The following is a 20845-nucleotide window of genomic DNA, read 5'->3' as shown; positions in this document are numbered from 1 at the left end:
TGATATGGTATTTGTAACTTTAGGAAATCAAAATTTCCAATTTAAAAGATTGTTGACCAGCTTAGAGAAGCTAAAGAAAGAGGGTGTTATTAAACAGGAAATATTGGCACAGGTTGGCCATACTGATTTTGAGAGTGACAAAATAAAAATCAAAGAACTTTTGTCAAAAGAAGAGTTTGATCAATGCATTGATAGAGCGGATTTCGTTATTTGCCACGCAGGTACTGGTTCAATAATAAACGCAATAAAGAACAATAAGAAGGTAATCGTGGCAGCTAGGTTGGCGGAACACAATGAACATATTGATAATCATCAATTGGAGATCAAATCGGCTTTTGAGAAGAAGGGTTATATACTTGGAACCAGTAATGACATGAGTGATCTTTCTGAAAAAATTAAAATGATAAATGAATTTATACCAAAGGAGTTTGTTTCAAACAATAAAGAGTTCAACAATCAATTGATTTCTATCATCAAAACATTATAATAGATTTGCAAATGTTTTTTAAGCAGGGAAGATATTCCGGTTTTATCACTCCAATTTCGTATATAATAGATTTATTGGTGATTAACTTGTTTGCTTATTTTTTGCCGATCAATTTTCAAAACCCTATACTTTTTCATAGTTACCTAAGTTTATCGTGGATTATTCTTTCATTCAAGAATGAGTTTTATCAAGTTCAACGTTATACTAAAGTAGCCTTTATCTTAAGAAAGTTATTTACCCAATTCGCTTTCTTTTTTCTGATTTTATATGCATTTATCGGGTTTTTTAAGCAACCTATTATGAGTAGGCTTGCCTTGGCCGAGTATTTCTTTTATGTATTCGTGACTGTGTTTATTATAAAATTCCTCAACTATATATTATTATTGAAATATAGAGAGCGCATTAAGGGTAATGTGCGAAACGTCGTGGTTATTGGCAAGAATAAATCAACCGACCAGCTAATCTCTGTGTTTGAGGAACGGGCAGAGTTTGGATACCAATTCAAAAGGCAATTTTGCACGGAGGATGAAAACTTGAACATCCGCGAATGCTTTATGTACATCATGAAAGAAAAAATCGATGAGATTTATTGCTCTATTTCAGCCATATCAAATGAAGAACTGGTAAAGTTTATTGATTTTGCTGATAATAACCTTAAAACCCTCAAGTTTATTCCTGACAATAAAAACATTTTTACGAAAAAGTTGAAATTTGAGTATTATGATTATATTCCAATTTTGTCTTTACGAGATATACCTCTACACAGCCCTATCAATGCTTTCATTAAAAGAACTTTTGATATATTGTTTTCACTGGGAGTTATTTTTGGGCTTTTGATTTGGATTGCACCTTTATTGGCAATCTTAATCCGTTTGGAATCCAAAGGCCCAATTTTTTTCATTCAAAAAAGAACAGGAATCGACAATCGGGAATTTCAATGTTATAAATTCAGGTCTATGGGCATGAACAATTCAGCCGATGATATTCAAGCTGGCAAAAACGACATGAGGGTTACCAGAATAGGTAAATTTATTAGAAGAACGAGCATAGATGAATTGCCACAGTTTTATAATGTTTTGTTCGGAAATATGTCTGTCGTTGGCCCAAGGCCTCATATGCTCAAGCATACAGATGAATATGCCAATAAAGTTGATAAATATATGCTACGGCATTTTGTGAAACCTGGGATTACAGGATTGGCTCAAATTCGGGGTTATCGGGGAGAAATAGAAAAAGACAGTGATATTTTAAATAGAATAAAGTTTGATATTTTTTACATTGAAAACTGGTCCTTCTTTCTAGACATTAAAATTATATTACAAACTGTGTTGAATGCCATTTCAGGAGAAGAGAAGGCATATTGAGCAAATTAGAAAATTGTTTTGTCTTATTTAATGGTAATTTAACAGAATATATTGCTGGACACTATTTACAACTTTACATTTGATCAACGATAGAATAATACATAGACTTCCCACCAACAAAGATTATTTATGAAAAGAGTTTTAATTACTGGAGCAGCAGGCTTTTTGGGCTCCCATTTGTGCGATCGTTTTATAAAGGAAGGTTTTTATGTAATAGGGATGGATAATCTTATTACAGGAGATTTGAAAAATATTGAGCACCTTTTTAAATTGAAAAATTTTGAGTTCTACAACCATGACGTGACAAAATTTGTTCATGTGCCAGGAAAACTGGACTATATCTTACATTTTGCTTCGCCCGCTAGTCCTATTGATTACCTGAAAATACCAATTCAAACATTAAAAGTTGGAGCATTGGGAACGCATAACCTATTAGGGCTGGCAAAAGAAAAAGGTGCGAGGGTTCTTATTGCGTCAACATCAGAAATATATGGCGACCCATTGGTTCACCCACAAACTGAAGAGTATTACGGAAATGTAAACACCATAGGGCCCAGAGGGGTTTATGATGAGGCCAAAAGATTTCAAGAATCAATTACTATGGCATATAATAGATTTCATGGTGTAGAAACAAGAATTGTTCGAATCTTCAATACCTATGGACCTAGAATGCGATTAAATGACGGAAGAGTTATTCCTGCATTTATGGGGCAAGCTTTGCGAGGTGAGGATCTTACTATTTTTGGAGATGGATCTCAAACCAGATCATTCTGTTATGTGGATGATGAGATTGAAGGAATTTATAGACTATTGATGAGCGATTATGCTTTGCCTGTCAATATTGGTAATCCACATGAAATAACGATAAGTGATTTCGCTGAGGAAATAATAAAACTCACCGGAACCAACCAAAAAGTGATTTACAAACCGTTGCCAGTGGATGATCCTATGCAACGTCAGCCCGATATTAGTAAGGCAAGAGAATTATTAGGTTGGCAACCTGTAGTTGGACGAGCAGAGGGAATGAAAAAAACATTCGAATATTTTAAAACTCTTTCTGAAGAAGAATTGAAAAAAACAGAACACAGGGATTTTTCAGACCGAATTAGATAGATATATGGTTATTGCCAACAAGAGAGTGTAGAATTTGTGTTTTAAGAGGGCAATTTTGGGTTCCATACTGTATTTTTGCGCAAACTTTATTTTATGAATATCCTTATTCTTGGATCTGGTGGTAGAGAACACACCATCGCTTGGAAACTACACCAAAGTAAAAACCTTTCTAACCTTTATATAGCGCCTGGAAACGCTGGAACCGCTGATATTGGCATCAATATACCAATTGGTGTAAATGATTTTAAAGGTATAAAAAATGCAGTATTGACCAACGATATTGATATGGTTATTGTTGGCCCTGAAGATCCCTTGGTTAATGGAATCCATGATTTTTTTCTTAATGATTCTGAATTAAGAGAAATCCCTGTAATTGGACCGCAAAAAGCTGCGGCAACATTAGAGGGCAGTAAAGAGTTCGCCAAAGAATTTCTTTACAGACACAATATTCCAACTGCTGCATATCAAAGTTTTACTTCTGAAGACCTTGAAGAAGGTTATACTTTTCTTGAATCGTTAAAGGCTCCATATGTGCTCAAAGCAGATGGACTGGCCGCTGGGAAGGGTGTTGTGATTTTGAACGACCTGAATGAAGCAAAGGAAGAACTGAAATCAATGCTAGTTGATGCCAAGTTTGGTAATGCAAGTGCCAAAGTAGTAATTGAAGAGTTTTTATCGGGTATTGAGTTAAGTGTTTTTGTTTTGACCGATGGTAAAGGATACAAAGTATTACCAACGGCAAAGGATTATAAAAGAATTGGCGAAGGTGACAAAGGATTGAACACGGGAGGAATGGGAGCTATTTCCCCGGTTCCATTTGCCGATAATGCTTTTATGGACAAAATACACGAACGTATTGTTAAGCCTACCGTAGATGGGCTTAAAAAAGATAATCTCCCATACAAAGGATTTATCTTCATAGGATTGATTAAGGTAAATGATGATCCTTTCGTAATTGAATACAATGTAAGAATGGGAGACCCAGAGACCGAGGTGGTCATACCAAGAATCAAAAATGACTTGGTTGATGTCTTTAAGGCCGTTGGGGACCAGTCTTTGGATTCAATTGATCTGGAATTTGATGAACGTACGGCAACTACCGTGATGTTGGTGTCTGGTGGTTATCCTGAAGCGTACGAAAAGGGTAAAGAAATAAAAGGGTATGAAAATATCGAAGATTCAATAGTATTTCACGCAGGCACCCAAATCAAGAATGGTAAGGTAGTTACCAGTGGAGGGCGAGTAATGGCAATAACTTCCTATGGCAATAACCATAAGGATGCATTGCAAAAATCATATCAAAACATCCAAAAGATAAATTTTGATAAAATGAATTACAGAAAAGATATTGGGTTTGATCTATAAGTAAGAATGAGAGGTAATAGACTTGTCCTCTTCATTATTAGCGTTATAAGTCTTTAGCTGTAACATCCAATAGACAAAAGCAGTGGCGCAGATAATCATAAATATCCAATTAACGGTATTGGCAGCCCACCAGTTTTCCATAAACCTAAAAAAGTCATAGGGCCAGAAAAGTCCGTTTACAAATAAATCCTGTATGCCTTCAAAAAATGCCTTCATGTTATAGTATATTTACGAAGCAAAAATATAAAAACCCAAGATGATATCAAGCATTTTTGGAAAAACTAAACCAATAAATTTTATAATAGTACTTACTTTTCTGTTTCTATTCTATTGGTTGGTACACCTTTTTCTATATCAGAAGGTATATGGGCCAAATGAACTTCTATGGCAGGTTTTTGTTTTAGCGCTTTTACTTTTCACTTTTTTTGTGGTCGATTTTATAGTTAAAAGAAATAAAATGACAGGAACAAACTCTTATACAATTTTGTTCTTCGCTTTATTAATGATTGTTTTTCCTGAGGCTCTGTCAGATAGTAAAGCTATACTTTGTAATTTTTTCCTTTTGTTGGCAGCAAGAAGACTTATAAGCATGCGGTCTTTGAAAAGCATGAAATTAAAAATTTTTGATGCATCATTATGGATAATTTTTGCCAGTTTGTTTTATGATTGGGCTATAATTTACCTACTTGTTGTTTATATGGCAATCTATATCTACGAGCCAAAGAATTTTAAAAACTGGATAACACCATTTACCAGTCTTTTTACGGTATTGATGATTGTATATAGTTTCTTGATTATAACCAATAGTCAAGAATTTTTTCTGGACCACTATAGGTTTTCATTAGAATTCGACATTGCCTATTATCTAAATTGGGGAAATAGCTCTAAACTAATAATTTATACACTGCTTTTTTTGGTTGTATCAACAGTTGCTTTTTTAAGGCTAGGCAATTCAGGAGTTGGGAAAATTGTTACAACTCGCCTAATTGTCTTTTTTTTTATAATAGGGTTGGTTTTGAATATTATGGTTTCTTCTGAAAAGCACCACCCAATCCTACTTACTTTTTTCCCTGCGGCTGTCTTAATGGCCAATTATGTTGAGTCGATTAAAAGGCCCAACATAAAGGAAATAGTGCTCATGTTTTCTATTTTTATTCCCTTTATTGTATTCCTTTCAATCCTGATTTTAAAGTAAATAGAAGTATCTTTGTAATAAATAATAATACCTATGTTCAGCGAGTTAGCCAATAAGATTTTTGCCAAGAGTATTGAGAAATATCATGTGATTGATGCAGTAGATCAACAGTTTGAAAACCCTTATTCAAAAGACGATGTTAAGCATCTTTTATATCGTAAAAATTGGATTGATACGGTTCAATGGCATTACGAAGATATTATACGCGACCCAAATATTGATCCTATGGCGGCATTAAGTCTAAAACGACAAATTGATGGCAGTAATCAAGATAGGACCGATTTAGTTGAGTATATAGATAGTTACTTTCTTCAAAAATATAAATCGGTCCAGATTAAAGAAGGTGCATCAATAAACACTGAGAGTCCTGCTTGGGCATTAGACCGATTGTCAATTTTAGCATTGAAGATTTACCATATGCAGGAAGAGGCGTACAGAAATGATGCCTCTAGCGAACATATTACAAAATGTAAGGAGAAACTTAATGTACTCTTGGAACAACGAGTAGATTTATCTACGGCGATTGACCAACTTCTTACTGATATTGAAGATGGCAACAAATACATGAAGGTCTATAAACAAATGAAGATGTACAATGATGATGAATTGAACCCTGTTCTTCGTAATCAAAAATAATTTCTTACTTTTTTAGAATGAGCAGTTATAAACACCTATTGGTAATTCGATTGTCTGCCATGGGAGATGTTGCAATGACTGTTCATGTCCTAAAAGCATTGACCACTACCTATCCCAAATTGAAGATTACAGTCTTGACAAGAGCTTTTTTCAGACCAATATTTGCTGAGATGAAAAATGTGTCTGTATATGAGGCTGAGGTAAAAGGAAGACATAAAGGGCTCTCTGGACTTTGGAGACTATACAAAGAACTCAGGGGTTTGGATATTGATGCTGTGGCTGACTTACATAACGTATTGCGAAGCAATATTTTGATGCAGTTTTTTCGCTTAAGTGGCACTCCGTTCCTTCAGATTGATAAAGGAAGAAATGAAAAGAAGAGACTCACATCACTTGAGAATAAAGTTTTTAACCCTTTGCAGTCTACCCACCAACGTTATGCCGATGTTTTTGACAAACTTAAGTTCCCTATTTCTTTATTGGCGGAGAATGTATTACCAAAAAAGGAATGTAGTTCCAATACCATAAGTATTGTTGGGAAGAAGGACAAAAAATGGTTGGGAATAGCAGCTTTTGCTGCATTTTCAGGAAAGATGTATCCACTTAAGTTAATGGAAGAAGTGGTACAAAAAATAGATAATACCAATAAGTATAAAATATTGCTTTTTGGGGGCGGTGAAAAAGAAAAAGAACTTCTGGGTTCCTGGGAAGGCAAATTCATCAATTGTACCAACATGGTTGGTAGGCTCTCCTTTGAGGAAGAATTGGCTTTAATATCAAACCTTGATGTAATGCTATCTATGGATAGTGGCAATGCCCATCTCGCATCATTATATGGAATACCCACTGTGACCCTTTGGGGGGTAACACACCCGTATGCTGGTTTTGCCCCATTTGGACAAGACCCTCAAAATGCGCTACTATCTGACCGAAATAAATTTCCGCTTATTCCGACATCTGTTTATGGTAACAAGGTTCCTAACGGGTATGAAAAGGTTATGGAAACCATTCCACCTTCAGTTGTAATCAAAAAAGTGAAGCAGCTCTTGGGATAAAACTACGTTGATTTTTAAAAAGTAGATTGCTTTACCTCTATAGATTTAAAATACTGTTTCAATTGAGCCATGAAACGATATTTACGAGCACTAGGGGTAGATTCTGCCATTAGGGTACGTACACCGATAAAAGAACTCATCAAAAACAAAGCAACACCTTCTGCATCAACATGTCTATCTATATGACCATTGAATTTTCCTTTTTGGATGGTTGAAACCAAGTTCACTTCCCATATTTTAAGGATGTCATTCAAATGTTTCATGATCTTATCATTTCTACCATTGAATTCATTGACAAAATTGTTCAATACAAAACCATAGTCCAACTCATTATGGACAGCAGTTTCCAATGCGTTTTCAAAGCAATTTGTGATAAGATCTAAAGCATTGTCGTGACCTTCTATTGGTTCAATAAGCAAACTATATACTCTACGTACCAATAAATTTTCTATGATTTGAATAAAGAAATCCTCTTTGGAGTCAAAATGATAGTAGAAAGCTCCTTTAGATAGCGAAAGCTCTTTGAGAATGTCATCGACGCTTGTATTGTAATATCCTTTTCTATAAAACAATTCCAAGCCTGTTACTTGCATACGTTGCATGGTTGCCATGCGTTTTAGATTCTTGTCCATAATGGTTTTTGATTTGGGGTTAAACCGACCGTTAAGTCATATACAAAGAACCCTCGGAATTGGGTTATAAGCATTTATCAAAGACGTAGCAAGAGAAAAACTCGTTGAAATGAGTAATTATCGATGTATAACCTTATTTTTTGAGTGGAGGACAAACCACATGGTCGGTTTAAGTGTTAGTTTATCAAGATAAAGAGATAGGAGTATTCCTACATATTGCTTGATTTTAGGATTGTTTTACGTAACTGTACCTTGACAACTACTACCTGCACCAGCAGTGCAACCGTAACAATGCTGCGAAATAATAATGTTTCGGTCATTGAGAATATCTTCATTGTAATCTTTGATATGCTTTATTTTACTCGCAACCTTTAAATCCAGCATTTGGTTAAAATCACAATCATAGAGCCACCCGTCCCAACTTACTGAAATTGTATTGGTACACATTACATTTTCAACAGCGGTAGGATTGTATGCTTCTACCAAAGCATACATATAATCTTCATAATTATCTGAAGCAATTAGATAATCAAGAAACCGGGCAATAGGTAAGTTCGTGATTGCAAATAGATTGTGAAACTGAATTTCAAAATCTTCATTCAAGGCCTTTTTAAAATCTTTTTCCATTGCCATTTGGTCCCCGGGAAGAAAAGCGCCTGAAGGATTATAGACCAAATCCAATTTTAGATTGCTATCTGGCATACCATAACCAACGGAATTCAATTCTTGTAAGGCTTTTATTGATTTGTCAAAAACACCATCCCCCCGTTGCTTATCAGTTTTACCTCTTGTATAGTGGGGCATAGAGGAAACCACATGTACATTGTGTTTTTTAAAGAACTCTGGAAGATCATGATATTTTTTATTCGCCCGAATTATAGTCAGATTTGACCTTACGATAAAATCCTTAATTCCCGCCTTGGCCGCTTCTTCGACGAACCATCGAAAATCAGGATTCATTTCTGGAGCACCTCCGGTGAGATCAAGCGTATGCGCGCCTGTATTGCGAATTACCTCAAGACAAAGATGCATTGTTTCTCTGGTCATAATCTCTTTCCGGTCAGGTCCCGCGTCTACGTGGCAGTGCTCACAAACTTGATTGCACATATAGCCCACATTAATCTGTAAAACTTCTAATTTTTTGGGGCGAAGAGGAAAATTACCAGTATTTGCTATTTTATCCTTAAAGTAGGGCAACTCGCCTTCTTCGAATATTCCACCATTAAGAATATCTAACTGCTTATTGGTTTTTGCAAGTTCGTCATGCCTTGCTTTTAGAGATTTTAGAGCCATTTTTTTATCTGAATATTGTTCGTTAGTTGTAAGTTTTCTTTAGAACTAACAGCGAACAATAATTTTACATTGAAATTTTATTGTACTTATTCATCATTTGAACACCATGCACCAGTGTTGCTCCACTTTCAATAGCGGCCCCGGCATGAACTGCTTCCATCATTTCTTCTTTGGTGATTCCTTTTTGAAGCCCGTCTTTGGTATAGGCATCAATACAATATGGGCATTTGACCACGTGTGACACTGCCAATGCAATTAGTGATTTTTCACGGGCGGAAAGTGCTCCTTCTTCAAACACTTTTCCGTAATAATCAAAGAACTTGGTCCCTAGTTCCTCACTCCATTCTGTTATTTTTCCAAATTTTCTTAAATCCGTTGGGTCATAATATGAGTTTGCCATATAATAGTTTATTAGTAATTGTGTTAGTGAAAACCATTCACATTTGATGCGAACAACAAATTCACGTGTTGATTAATTAAATAGATGATTGTGGATATTTTAAGTGAATATCCAGGGTGATGGGATTTTTACAATTGTATTGGAGAACCACGGTTGTGAAGTAGGCCAAGGCCATGTGATTCCACCAGAGGTAAACCGAACTTATAAAACACAGGATTTTGCCTAATAATGGCGAGGAGAATTCTAAAAACCTGTATGGGTAATCCTGTTGTATACGAAATAATGTACCTTATATCGTTCGAATCATCAATATCTTTCAGTCTCTTTAGTTGAATAAGTTCAACACCAACTGTAATAAACTCATTTATAAATTGACCGTTTAACCCCATGGTCTTCCATGGTAATGACTTAAAGGATTTTTGATTGAAATTGACCTTATGCATTCCCAGCAAATAGAATCCACCATCAGTTGAAGGGCCTAAAACCACTTTTTCTTCTGATAATATATCTGCTGTCCTGATTATTTGGGAAGCATTCAGGTGTGGAGTATCGTTGCCTATTGCGATGACTTGGTCAAACCCTTTGTCATAAACAAACTGAAATGCATTGGTAAAACGCTCTCCGAAAGATATTCCGTTTTGTTCTTTTTCTGTAAGATAGAAATACGGAAGAGCTGTTTTTTTAACGGTGTTAAGAGTATGTGCTGAAAGTGTAGAAAACAATAAGCCAGCACCATTGATTTTTTTTCGCCTCATTTCCTCATGTGGTGAAAGGGCAAAAACCAAAATGGCAGTTTTATGTGTAATCGGTGCTCGCATTTTAACTAATGTAGTAGTAAATTTACAATAATACCTGTTTAATATGAGTCGATAAGCATAGAATAACTTAACAAACAAGCTTCAATCATATTCTAAAGGATGAAAACGCTTAACCGACCATCAGGTCAGATTTGTGAAGTTAAAATAGATGTGCTAAATCACTGAATTGGGATTGTAGACCCGTATTGATCGATGAAAGGCAATAAGCTCTAAACATTAAGTGAAAGAAAACAACCCAACAGACTAAGTGGTTTGTAAATTGAAAAACAAAAAGGGTCTTATAAAGGGTGCCAATTGCTAAACATCATCATAATCAACCGTTAGAGAAGGGGTCGTTGGTTTAGCCTGACAGGTAAGGATCAAACCTTCCTCAATTTCGCCATCGGTGAGTATTTGATTCTTTACCATTTCGGCCTTTCCTTCAGTAATTCTGGCAATACAACTGCTGCAAACACCACCCTGACAGGAATAGGGCGCGTCAATATTTTCTTTTAAAACCGCATCAAGAACCACATCGTTCTTACCCATGGTCAATGCATATTCTTCATCGTCTAAAACTACCGTGACCTGGGTTTTACCGTCTGAAGAAGTTGTAGGGGTCACTTCAGCTATGGTTTCAGAAGTGGTGAAAAGCTCAAAATGAATCTTTTCTTTATTAATTCCATTTTCTTGAAGTGTATTACTTACTAAATGAATCATGTCCTCAGGACCACAAAGATAAAAAGCATCAAACTGGGTGTCCTTGTGTTTGTTCTTTAAGGCATAATTTACCGTTGATGTATCAATGCGACCAAAAAGCGAACCTTCTTCTTGGGTTTTACTGTTAGTGAAATAGACAAAGAATCGATTAGCATATTCCAACTGAAGTTTAACCAATTCCTTATAGAACATGGTTTCTGCATTTGATTTATTACCATACACCAATACAAATTTGTTGCTGGTATTACTTGTTAATACCGACTTTAAAATGCTCATTATTGGCGTAATGCCACTACCGGCAGCGAATGCCGCGATGTTTTTGGGTTCATCTGCACGTTTGAAAATGAACCGGCCTTCAGGAGGCATAACTTCAAGCACGTCACCTTCTTTTAAGTTAGTATTGGCGTATGCTGAGAATCCACCCTTATCCACTTTTTTAACCCCAATGGTCAGATAATCTCGTTTTGAGGAAGAACTAATTGAGTATGCACGGCGCAGTTCTTTACCATTTACTTCTTTCTTAATGGTTATATACTGCCCAGGAACAAAGGCAAAGGTTTGTTTCAACTCTTTGGGAATATTAAAGGTGATAGCTACAGATGTTGGGGTAAGTGGTTTTATGCTTTGTACCGTAAGTGGATATAAATCGGCCATTTTATTGTTTCATTGAAATTAATCTGCAAAGCTAAGCATTGGTAAATCGATTTAAAACGGAAACTAAAAAAAAACATACCTAAAATACTTATGCATAAGAAAATTAAGTATATATTTGATTCAACTACTGGTTAAGGAGCAGTCGGGAATTTAAGTTAAATGTGAATGGCGAATTCTAAATTATACAAGGGCAGTCTAAATACGATAATCCTCAAATTATTGGAGGAAAAGGGGAAGATGTATGGTTATGAGATTACACAAAAGGTAAAAGAACTCACTAAAGGAGAATTGAACATTACCGAAGGAGCGCTTTACCCTGCATTGCATAAACTGGAGGCAGAAGGTCTTTTAGATGTTGAGGTGGCCAAAGTTGATAACCGGCTGCGCAAGTATTATAAACTCACAGAACAAGGAGAAAAAGAAACCGTAAACCGTTTGGCCGAATTGGAGGATTTTATTCGCAGTATGCAAAACTTGGTAAACCCTGATTGGAGTATAAACTAGATTTTATGAAATTAACTCAAAATCAGATACAACAAATAGAGACTTATCTTGATTCTAAGGAGCTTACCCATTTAGATCTTAGAAATGAAGTATTAGATCATATGGCGAATGCAATTGAAGAATCAATTCAAGAAGAAGGGTTGACTTTTAAAGAAGCCTTTAACCAAGAAATCAACAAATGGAATCCAGAACTGGTAAATTATTCCAGTTTTTGGATAGGATGGGCTTGGACCGGACCTAAATTAATGATTATAAAAGCTGTTAAGGAAACAAAGAAATTCTATTTAAAGAGTTTGTTGGCCACTGCAGTTATCTCTTTAATGATTCACATGACCTATATAAGTTTAATAGGAAATGACCATTTGAACATAATGGATGGCTTTGTAGGATTGGTTTATATCGCAATTTTAGGTTTAACGCTATTGTTCTTCTGGAGAATTAAAGCGACGGATTACCAAACCACTTATAGTTATTTGTATAAAATAAACACTATTGGTTTTGCCTTTATGTACCTGGCTTTTAACCCATTGTTGCCTGAATCGAACATGATTTTCGATATAGAAAAGACATATTATTGGGGTTTGTTCTTTCATTCGTTCCTATTGTCTTTCGCATATACCTTTTGGGACTTATATAAATCGCATCAGAGTTCAAAAAAGTTGACTTTTGCATGAAGTTCACTCAAGACCAAATACAAGAACTGTTTAAATTTACTCGCAAACATTATGTGGAGCATTACGATGTGCAGACCGAATTGGTTGATCATTTGGCAAATGGCATTGAGGAGCAAATAAGTCTACAACCCAAAATAACGTTTAAAGAGGCTCTTAATCTGGAATTCAAGAAATTCGGGGTTTTTGGTTTTCAGGAAGTTATCAATAAAAAGACAAATGCCATGTCTTGGCGTTACTGGAAGATTATTTTTCAATTTTATAAAGAATATTTCAAGCTTCCTAAGTTGGCAATGACAGTTACTTCAATTTTAGTCGTAACTGCATTATGCAGGTTGATTCCAATGGAGTTTAAGCATTATACTTTTGTGGGCATCTTATTTGCAATTGAAATAATCCTATTTGTCATCTATTTCCGGAATCGAAATAATTATCAATCGGAACGAATTAAAGATGGTAAAAAGTGGATGCTAAAAGATCAGATTTATTCATTTGCAAATAGTATTCAGATTATCAACCTCTTCCCTATAATGCTTAATTTACCTTTTTTCAGTAATTACTTTATGGAGTATAGTTTTCTTATTGACCTCTCTTTTGCATTGTTGGTAGTTTGTTTGATAGTGTTTTGTTACGTGGTCGTCAAAGTTATTCCCCAAAAAGCGGTGGAACTCTTGTCCGAAACCTATCCGGAGTATAATATGGTAACTTAATATGTAACAAATCCTCTTTCCTTTATACTAACTCCACAGAGCAAAATACCAACCTATGTTCAAACACTTTGTTAAGCTACAATGGAAAGCATTTTTTAGGTCATCCAATTTTGGAAAGGGCCTTGCCCTTAAATTGTTAATGGGCTTTTTCGCAATTTACATGATGGTCTCTTTTGCAGGCCTTGGTGTTGGGCTTTTCTTTATTCTTAAAAAATTATACCCAGATGTTGACCCTATGTTGACCGTTAGTGGCTTTATGTTGTATTGGGTACTGATAGAGCTTCTAGTTCGTTACTTTATGCAAAAATTACCGGTAATGGATGTAAAGCCTCTGCTTAACAATCCAATTAAAAAAAGTAGCATCACCCATTATATATTGGCAAAATCCGGACTCTCAGGGTATAACTTTATGGCCCTGTTTATCGCTGTGCCATTTTCTGTTGTATTGTTAGTACAGGGTTATCCCATGCTTAACGTTTTGGTTTGGTTGTTTGCGGTAGTATGTATTGTATTGACAATCAACTACACCAATTTCATAATCAATAAAAGCGACAAGATTTTAATAGTCTTGGCTACTTTAATTTTGACTCTTTATGGGTTGGAGTATTTCAACTTCTTTCCAGTAAAAGAATATGCTGGCAAGGTATTCTACTATTTATACCAAAACCCAATTTTGGCCTTTGTGCCATTTGGTTTGGCTTTAGGAACGTATTATGTCAATTATAATTTCCTTCGCAAGCGTCTGTTTTTAGACGCATCACTTAAAAAGAAAGCCAAAGAAGCGGTTACCTCAGATTTGTCTTGGACAAAACGTTTTGGGGACATTGCCCCCTTTCTTCAATTAGATCTAAAATTGATATGGAGAAACAAGCGTACCAAAATGCAGGTCTTCATATCCTTGGCAATGATTCTTTATGGATTGATTTTTTATGGAATGGATGCTTACGGCCAAACAAGCACCATATTCCTTTTTGTGGGGATTTTTATGACGGGAATTTTCCTTTCTAACTTTGGGCAATTCATTCCCGCGTGGGATAGCGAATACTATGGAATGATGATGTCACAGAATATTCCGCTACGAAAATATCTTGAATCAAAAGCAGGACTAATATCAGTTAGTATTGTAGTAATGTTCTTGTTGTCTATACCTTATGTTTATTTTGGTTGGAAGGCCTTGGCCATAAATTTTGCGTGTGCCTTGTACAATTTGGGAGTTAATGTACCGGTGATCTTGTTTTTTGGATCATTCAATAAAAAACGAATAGATCTTACAAAAAGCGCAATTGGAAATATGCAAGGAACCAGTGCGACCCAATTTTTGGTACTGTTACCTCTAATGGTCGTTCCAAGTCTTATCTATTTTGGTTTAAAAATGCTGGTTTCTTTCGAAGCGGCTATTATTACACTTGCGGTGTTGGGAATAATTGGTTTTGCACTTAGGAAATCGCTTTTAGATAAAGTAACAGAGGCATACAGAAAAAAGAAATACGGAATGATAGCTGGGTTCAAAGAACAGAACAGTTAATAGAAAATAAAACTTGACACTTAAAAGTAAAGTATGATCACAACACAAAATTTGACCAAAAAATACGGCAGCCAGTTGGTTTTGAATATTGAGCATTTAGAAATTCCTAAAGGCCAGAGTTTTGGTTTGGTAGGAAATAATGGTGCAGGTAAAACCACTTATTTTAGTTTGTTGTTGGATTTGATTCAACCTACGACCGGTCATATAGTGAACAATGGTGTACAAGTGAACACTAGTGAGGATTGGAAACCTTTTACCTCCTCTTTTATCGACGAATCATTTCTAATTGGGTATTTAACACCCGAAGAGTACTTTTATTTTATTGGTGAATTACGTGGTGAAAATAAGGCGGATGTTGATTCGCTGTTATCCAATTTTGAAGAACTCTTCCATGGTGAGATTTTAGGGCAGAAAAAGTTTCTACGTGACCTATCTAAAGGAAACCAGAAGAAAGCAGGTATTGTAGCGTCTTTCATAGGTAATCCCGAAGTGATAATTTTGGATGAGCCTTTTGCTAACTTGGATCCAACGACCCAAATAAGATTAAAAGCGATTATAAAAGATTTGGCAGCCAAACAAGAAGTTACCGTTCTGGTTTCAAGTCACGACCTTATGCACGTAACTGAGGTTTGCGAACGTATAGTTGTATTGAACAAGGGCGAAATCGTAAAAGATATTCAGACTTCTGCCGAAACACTTCGAGAACTTGAAAGCTTCTTTGCAGGAAGCCCTGTTTCTGAGACTGAGGAATAAACCTGTAGCGAAAAGCTTCACATATTTTTATTGAAATATCCCGTTCGCTACAATCTAGGAAATAAGTGGCATTGGATAAATTATGCATTTTGTCGATAAACAGCATAATAATCCCGCTGTTTTTCAGTTTACTAGATGTACGAATACAGAGAATTTTGAAGCTTCAATATAAAATCATCTTAACCGCGGTTTTGGCAACGCTCATCTTAAGTGCCTGCTCTACCAAAAAAGACGCATTTCTCAATAGAAATTGGCATGCTATGAATACAAAGTTCAACACTTTGTACAATGGAGATATTGCATTTGAACAAGGGAGAGAAGAACTCAACTCCAGTTATCAGGATGATTATTGGGAGGTTCTGCCCATAGAGCGGTTAGAAGTAACCGAAAATATAAAACTCGATTCCGAGGACAACAACCCCAATTTTATAATAGCAGAAGAGAAGGCGACCAAGGCCATACAGAAACATAGTATGGATATTAATGAGGAAGAACGAAACCCAATGACCGATGAGGCATTTTTGCTTTTGGGGAAGGCAAGGTATTTTGATCAACGTTATATGCCAGCATTGGAAGCTTTCAATTATATCCTTAAAAAATACTATGAAAGCGATAAATTAAACGAGGCCAATATCTGGAGGGAAAAAGTAAACATTCGCTTAGAAAACGAAGAACTTGCCATTAAGAACTTGAAGCGTTTAATGAAGTTTGAGAACCTAAAGGATCAAGAATATGCCGATGCCCGTGCAATGATGGCACAGGCCTATATTAATCTAAACGTACCAGATACTGCCATACAGCATCTAAAAGTAGCGTCGTATTACACTAAAAAGAACCCTGAAAAAGGACGATATTATTACATCATAGGGCAATTGTACAATCAATTACAGCATAAAGACAGCGCTAGCTATGCTTTTGATAGGGTGATTGAGTTGAATAGAAAATCTCCACGCGTATATATGATAAATGCGCATCTCCAAAAAATAAAAAACACAGAACTTACAGATGAGAATAGCTTAGAGTTATTTGAATATTTGACCGAACTGGAAGAAAATCGGGAGAACCGGCCGTTTTTGGATAAGATATATCGTCAATTGGCAGAATATCATTTAGAAAGCAATTCTGATAGCTTGGCATTGGTTTACTTTAACAAGTCTTTACGGGCAACACAAAATGAACCAAAATTGAACGCCCTTAATTATGAGAATTTAGCGGTTTATAATTTTGATTTGAACGAGTACAAAGCAGCTGGTTCCTATTATGATAGCGTTTTGACCAATCTCCCGGAGAACACCAAGAAGTACCGATCGATTAAAAAGAAACTAGACAATCTAGAAGACGTAATCAAATATGAGGACATAGTTCATTATACTGATAGTGTAATTACACTTTTTGATTTACCCAAAGACAAACAAATAGCTTATTTTGAAGCGCATATCGAAGCTTTGAAAAAAGCAAAAGAAGAAGCTGAGAAAAAGGAAGTAGAACGAATTACGGAAGGTTTTGCGGCGTTTACAGAGAGTAAAGGCGGGAAAGAAAACAAGGGCAAATTCTATTTTTATAATATTACCAGCCTTGGTTATGGTAAGAATGATTTTACCAACAAATGGGGCAAACGTACCCTTGAAGATGACTGGCGATGGTCGAATAAAAACACTATAGCCATTTCGGATGAAAATGGCGAATCCATTGTCGATGCCAACGATCAGGAATTGGAACCTTCGGAGGATGAGAAATTTTCGTTGGATTTTTATATGGATAAGATACCTAACGATGTGGCCATTATCGATAGTCTTAAGACCGAGCGAAATTTTGCCAACTATCAATTGGGACTGATTTATAAAGAAAAATTCAAAGAGAACCTTTTGGCCACGGGCAAATTGGAGGATGTTTTGGCTTCCAAACCAGAGGAGCGATTGATACTTCCGTCAAAATATAATCTGTATAAAATTTACGAAGAAGAGGGTAGCCCATTGGCGGCCAACATGAAAGAGAATATCATTCAAAATCATTCCGATTCTCGATATGCTGAGATTTTGTTGAATCCTGCGGCTGTTTTAGAGGGTAATTCGGATAGCCCGGATGCCCAATATGTAAAACTTTATAAATTGTTTCAAGGGCAAGAATTCTTGAAAGTGATAACTGCCACCGAGGAAAGCATAAACAAATACACTGGTGATCCAATTGTACCTAAATTTGAAATGTTGAAGGCAAATGCGATTGGTAGATTACAAGGGTTTGAGGATTTTAAGGAAGCCCTTAATTATGTTGCCTTGACATACCCGAATAATCCTGAAGGTAAAAAGGCGGAGCAAATGGTTGCCGAGCAATTACCAAAATTGGAGCCTAAGGAATTCTCGCCGGAAGTTGGTTCTTCTGGCGCAGGAAATTGGAAAGTGGTTTTTCCTTTTAAAAGACATAACAATGAAGAGGCGTTGAAACTCAAGGAGCTTCTGGAGAAATCGATTGTAGATCTTAAATACAGGAACATTGTTTCAAAAGATATTTACAATCTCGAAGATCAATTTGTGGTAGTTCACGGTTTTAAATCAAAGGAATTTGCCTTGGGATATGCCGAACTCCTAAAAATTAACAGGGATTACAAGGTTAGCAAAGAGAATTTTGTAATTTTATCTTCCAACTATAAAATCATACAAATACATAAAAACTTATTAGATTATAAGAATATCGTTTTAACCCCAAAACCTTGAACATGTTTTCAGATAACAAAAAACCTAGAACTATGAATGAAATCGGTGGACAACCAAACAGAATCGAGAAAAACACAAAAATCAAAGGAGACATCATCTCTGAAGCAGATTTTAGAATCGACGGAAAATTAGACGGAAATGTTAAAACTTCCGGTAAAGTGGTAATTGGAAAAGACGGTTACATACACGGAAAAGTAGAATGTGTAAATGCCGATATCGAAGGTAATTTTAATGGAGAACTTTTGGTTTCAGATTTATTATCGTTAAAAGCTTCCGCAGTTATTGAAGGAACAGTGGCTGTGACAAAATTGGCCGTTGAACCTGGGGCCACCTTTAATGCTTCTTGTACCATGAAAGGTAAGGGCGGATCATTTAAAAGTGGAAACAACCCATCCAATACTGGCGGTTTTAAATCCGCTGTAAGTAGTAATGGACCAGCAAAAGCCTCCTAAGAAAAAGAATAATCTTAAAAATTTTGCAATGCTTTCGGGTATTGCATTTGAGATGGGCGCTATAATATTTTTAGCGGCCAAAGGGGGTGTTTGGCTTGACGAACACTATCAAACAGATAAAAGAATATTTACAGCAATTGCTACACTCATAGGTGTGGCAATTTCTATTTGGGTAGTTTTACGACAGCTTAAAAGAATTAGAAACTAATGGCCAAGATTAACCCAATCGTTCAATTTATTGCCCTCTTGATAACTTCATTGGCTGTAGCATTTTTTCTGCACATTGTTTTTCTTAAAACTAATGAACTACCACAATTTGACAATCTTATTGTACTTTCTTATGTTGTTAATGGTATTTTGGCTGGGACTATTTTCGCTGGCCTTTATGCATTTAGAAATAAGCTTAAAAATCAAATAGGTTTCTTATTTATAGGAGGTAGTTTCTTGAAATTCATCTTCTTTTTCATTCTTTTTTACCCCGTCTATAAAGCGGATGGAGAAATGAGCGGAATGGAGTTCGCCTCTTTTTTTATTCCTTATGGTATTTCTTTAGTTGTTGAGACGGTTTTTACCGCCAGGCTGTTAAAAAAACTTGATTAATTATCCTATTCCTTTTTCTTTGCCAAATCCCTGAAAATAAACTCTAAAATGCTTTTTTCTTTTTAGTAGAAAATCATACATTTGCACCGATTTTTAGAGACCGATATTTTTGAGTGATATGCGAAATCCATTTTTATTGAAATTTCTTTTGGCCGCTGTTCTTCTTTTGGGCAACATCTCTTTTGCGAACATAAGTGATACTTCTTCTAAAGAGCCTGAAAAGGATTTAAAGACCAAAATCAAGGAAGATATCGATCATCATATTAAGGATTCACATTCGTTTACTTTTTTTTCAGATTCTAAGAAGAATAAACACTACGGCTTTTCGCTTCCTGTAATTTTATGGGATGACGGTTTAAAAGTATTCTCTTCATCTAAATTCCATCATGGCGAAACATTGGCGGAGGTAGATGGCAATTATTATAAACTATACCACAGTAAAATTTATAAGACGGACGCGGAGGGTACCATCAATTATGATGAGGACCATCACGCCACTAATGTAAAGCCAATTGATTTTTCGATTACCAAGAATGTGGTAATGATGTTTGTGACAGGCTTGTTAATGTTTTTATTGTTTAGTGGTTTGGCTAAGTCGTTCGGAAAAGGACCTATTGCTAAAGGAGCCGGTCGTTTCTTTGAGCCTATAGTACTTTATATTCGTGATGACATTGCAAGACCAAACATTGGCGAAACGAAATACAAGCGATTTATGCCCTATTTATTGACGGTATTCTTCTTTGTATGGTTTTTGAATCTTTTTGGCCTTACTCCGCTTGGAGTAAATGTTACTGGCAATATCGCAGTTACTTTTGCCCTAGCAATAATAACTTTTTTAATTACTCAATTTTCCGGAAATGGAAATTATTGGAAGCATATTTTTTGGATGCCTGGAGTGCCTGTGCCAATGAAGTTTATTTTGGCCCCTATTGAATTATTGGGTGTGTTTATCAAACCGTTTGCCCTAATGATTCGTTTATATGCCAATATTATGGCAGGTCACGTGGTTCTAATGAGTATTATAGCCTTGGTTTTCACAGTCCAGAATTGGCTTGGAGGTGGGTTGTCTTTAGTGCTTGCCTTTTTCCTTTCTATTATTGAGTTATTGGTTGCGGCCTTACAGGCCTATATTTTCACCTTATTATCGGCTTTGTATTTTGGCTTTGCAGTAGAGGAGCACGAGCATGATGAGGCACATTAATTTTGAA

Annotated in this window: 23 protein-coding genes; 17 read left to right on the top strand and 6 right to left on the bottom strand. The window is 35.8% G+C overall.

Annotated features, from left to right (window positions below; translation table 11 throughout):
* Positions 1-4: 4 nt before the first annotated feature.
* From pssE to purD, 4 genes are all read left to right on the top strand, one after another.
* Positions 5-487, top strand: a complete 483-nt coding sequence (gene pssE, locus FB2170_RS06945) for a PssE/Cps14G family polysaccharide biosynthesis glycosyltransferase (RefSeq protein ID WP_013305825.1) — start codon at positions 5-7, stop codon at positions 485-487.
* A gap of 11 nt (positions 488-498) precedes the next feature.
* Positions 499-1851: an exopolysaccharide biosynthesis polyprenyl glycosylphosphotransferase gene (locus tag FB2170_RS06940; protein ID WP_013305824.1), complete on the top strand. Its 1353-nt coding sequence runs from the start codon at positions 499-501 to the stop codon at positions 1849-1851.
* 129 nt (positions 1852-1980) lie between these two features.
* Positions 1981-2964, top strand: a complete 984-nt coding sequence (locus FB2170_RS06935; protein WP_013305823.1) for a UDP-glucuronic acid decarboxylase family protein — start codon at positions 1981-1983, stop codon at positions 2962-2964.
* 93 nt (positions 2965-3057) lie between these two features.
* Positions 3058-4329, top strand: a complete 1272-nt coding sequence (purD, locus tag FB2170_RS06930) for a phosphoribosylamine--glycine ligase (protein ID WP_013305822.1) — start codon at positions 3058-3060, stop codon at positions 4327-4329.
* Here purD and FB2170_RS06925 read toward each other — a convergent pair.
* The gene (locus FB2170_RS06925) at positions 4324-4545 is read right to left on the bottom strand and encodes a DUF6341 family protein (protein WP_013305821.1); all 222 of its coding nucleotides are present in this window, start codon (positions 4543-4545) and stop codon (positions 4324-4326) included. The genes purD and FB2170_RS06925 overlap by 6 nt on opposite strands.
* Positions 4546-4786: 241 nt before the next feature.
* Between FB2170_RS06925 and FB2170_RS06920 the strand changes: the two genes are divergently transcribed.
* From FB2170_RS06920 to FB2170_RS06910, 3 genes are read left to right on the top strand one after another with little or no spacing between them, the layout of a single operon-like run.
* Entirely contained in the window at positions 4787-5524 is a 738-nt protein-coding gene (locus FB2170_RS06920; RefSeq protein WP_237701167.1) for a hypothetical protein, read from the top strand.
* 33 nt (positions 5525-5557) lie between these two features.
* A complete protein-coding gene (locus tag FB2170_RS06915) occupies positions 5558-6160 on the top strand; it encodes a DUF4254 domain-containing protein (protein WP_013305819.1) in 603 nt (200 codons plus the stop codon).
* Positions 6161-6177: 17 nt separating this feature from the next.
* Positions 6178-7215 (top strand): glycosyltransferase family 9 protein, encoded by a 1038-nt coding sequence (locus FB2170_RS06910; protein ID WP_013305818.1) that lies wholly within the window; start codon positions 6178-6180, stop codon positions 7213-7215.
* A 14-nt stretch (positions 7216-7229) separates the two neighbouring features.
* Here the strand turns inward: FB2170_RS06910 and FB2170_RS06905 are convergent, their stop codons facing one another.
* The 5 genes from FB2170_RS06905 to FB2170_RS06885 all read right to left on the bottom strand — a co-directional run bounded on the left by FB2170_RS06905 (position 7230) and on the right by FB2170_RS06885 (position 11711).
* On the bottom strand, positions 7230-7847 hold the full coding sequence (locus FB2170_RS06905; RefSeq protein WP_013305817.1) for a TetR/AcrR family transcriptional regulator: 618 nt from the start codon (positions 7845-7847) through the stop codon (positions 7230-7232).
* A 237-nt stretch (positions 7848-8084) separates the two neighbouring features.
* A complete protein-coding gene (gene arsS, locus FB2170_RS06900; RefSeq protein ID WP_013305816.1) occupies positions 8085-9140 on the bottom strand; it encodes an arsenosugar biosynthesis radical SAM (seleno)protein ArsS in 1056 nt (351 codons plus the stop codon).
* A 64-nt stretch (positions 9141-9204) separates the two neighbouring features.
* Positions 9205-9540 carry an arsenosugar biosynthesis-associated peroxidase-like protein gene (locus tag FB2170_RS06895; protein ID WP_013305815.1) on the bottom strand — a complete coding sequence of 112 codons (336 nt, stop codon included), beginning with the start codon at positions 9538-9540 and terminating at the stop codon, positions 9205-9207.
* 128 nt (positions 9541-9668) lie between these two features.
* On the bottom strand, positions 9669-10358 hold the full coding sequence (locus FB2170_RS06890) for a DUF2064 domain-containing protein (protein WP_013305814.1): 690 nt from the start codon (positions 10356-10358) through the stop codon (positions 9669-9671).
* 297 nt (positions 10359-10655) lie between these two features.
* Positions 10656-11711, bottom strand: a complete 1056-nt coding sequence (locus FB2170_RS06885) for a ferredoxin--NADP reductase (RefSeq protein WP_013305813.1) — start codon at positions 11709-11711, stop codon at positions 10656-10658.
* 165 nt (positions 11712-11876) lie between these two features.
* Here FB2170_RS06885 and FB2170_RS06880 point away from each other — a divergent pair, with 165 nt between their 5' ends.
* The 10 genes from FB2170_RS06880 to atpB all read left to right on the top strand — a co-directional run bounded on the left by FB2170_RS06880 (position 11877) and on the right by atpB (position 20838).
* On the top strand, positions 11877-12215 hold the full coding sequence (locus FB2170_RS06880; RefSeq protein WP_013305812.1) for a PadR family transcriptional regulator: 339 nt from the start codon (positions 11877-11879) through the stop codon (positions 12213-12215).
* Positions 12216-12220: 5 nt separating this feature from the next.
* On the top strand, positions 12221-12889 hold the full coding sequence (locus FB2170_RS06875; RefSeq protein ID WP_013305811.1) for a hypothetical protein: 669 nt from the start codon (positions 12221-12223) through the stop codon (positions 12887-12889).
* Complete coding sequence (locus FB2170_RS06870; protein WP_013305810.1) at positions 12886-13596, top strand: hypothetical protein; 711 nt, start codon at positions 12886-12888, stop codon at positions 13594-13596. The genes FB2170_RS06875 and FB2170_RS06870 overlap by 4 nt, the downstream gene beginning before the upstream one ends.
* Before the next feature lie 55 nt (positions 13597-13651).
* Positions 13652-15121 (top strand): DUF5687 family protein, encoded by a 1470-nt coding sequence (locus tag FB2170_RS06865; RefSeq protein ID WP_013305809.1) that lies wholly within the window; start codon positions 13652-13654, stop codon positions 15119-15121.
* 33 nt (positions 15122-15154) lie between these two features.
* The gene (locus FB2170_RS06860; RefSeq protein WP_013305808.1) at positions 15155-15874 is read left to right on the top strand and encodes an ABC transporter ATP-binding protein; all 720 of its coding nucleotides are present in this window, start codon (positions 15155-15157) and stop codon (positions 15872-15874) included.
* A 155-nt stretch (positions 15875-16029) separates the two neighbouring features.
* Complete coding sequence (locus FB2170_RS06855) at positions 16030-18585, top strand: tetratricopeptide repeat protein (RefSeq protein WP_013305807.1); 2556 nt, start codon at positions 16030-16032, stop codon at positions 18583-18585.
* 2 nt (positions 18586-18587) lie between these two features.
* A complete protein-coding gene (locus FB2170_RS06850; protein WP_013305806.1) occupies positions 18588-19037 on the top strand; it encodes a polymer-forming cytoskeletal protein in 450 nt (149 codons plus the stop codon).
* Positions 19015-19245: an AtpZ/AtpI family protein gene (locus FB2170_RS06845; RefSeq protein ID WP_013305805.1), complete on the top strand. Its 231-nt coding sequence runs from the start codon at positions 19015-19017 to the stop codon at positions 19243-19245. The genes FB2170_RS06850 and FB2170_RS06845 overlap by 23 nt, the downstream gene beginning before the upstream one ends.
* Complete coding sequence (locus FB2170_RS06840; protein WP_013305804.1) at positions 19245-19637, top strand: DUF6168 family protein; 393 nt, start codon at positions 19245-19247, stop codon at positions 19635-19637. The genes FB2170_RS06845 and FB2170_RS06840 overlap by 1 nt, the downstream gene beginning before the upstream one ends.
* A gap of 118 nt (positions 19638-19755) precedes the next feature.
* Positions 19756-20838, top strand: coding sequence for a F0F1 ATP synthase subunit A (gene atpB / locus FB2170_RS06835; protein WP_013305802.1), 1083 nt, complete (start codon positions 19756-19758; stop codon positions 20836-20838).
* Positions 20839-20845: the final 7 nt, after the last annotated feature.

Source organism: Maribacter sp. HTCC2170 (genome assembly GCF_000153165.2).
In the GTDB taxonomy this organism is placed as follows: domain Bacteria; phylum Bacteroidota; class Bacteroidia; order Flavobacteriales; family Flavobacteriaceae; genus Maribacter_A.
This window is presented reverse-complemented; position numbering and strand designations above follow the sequence as displayed.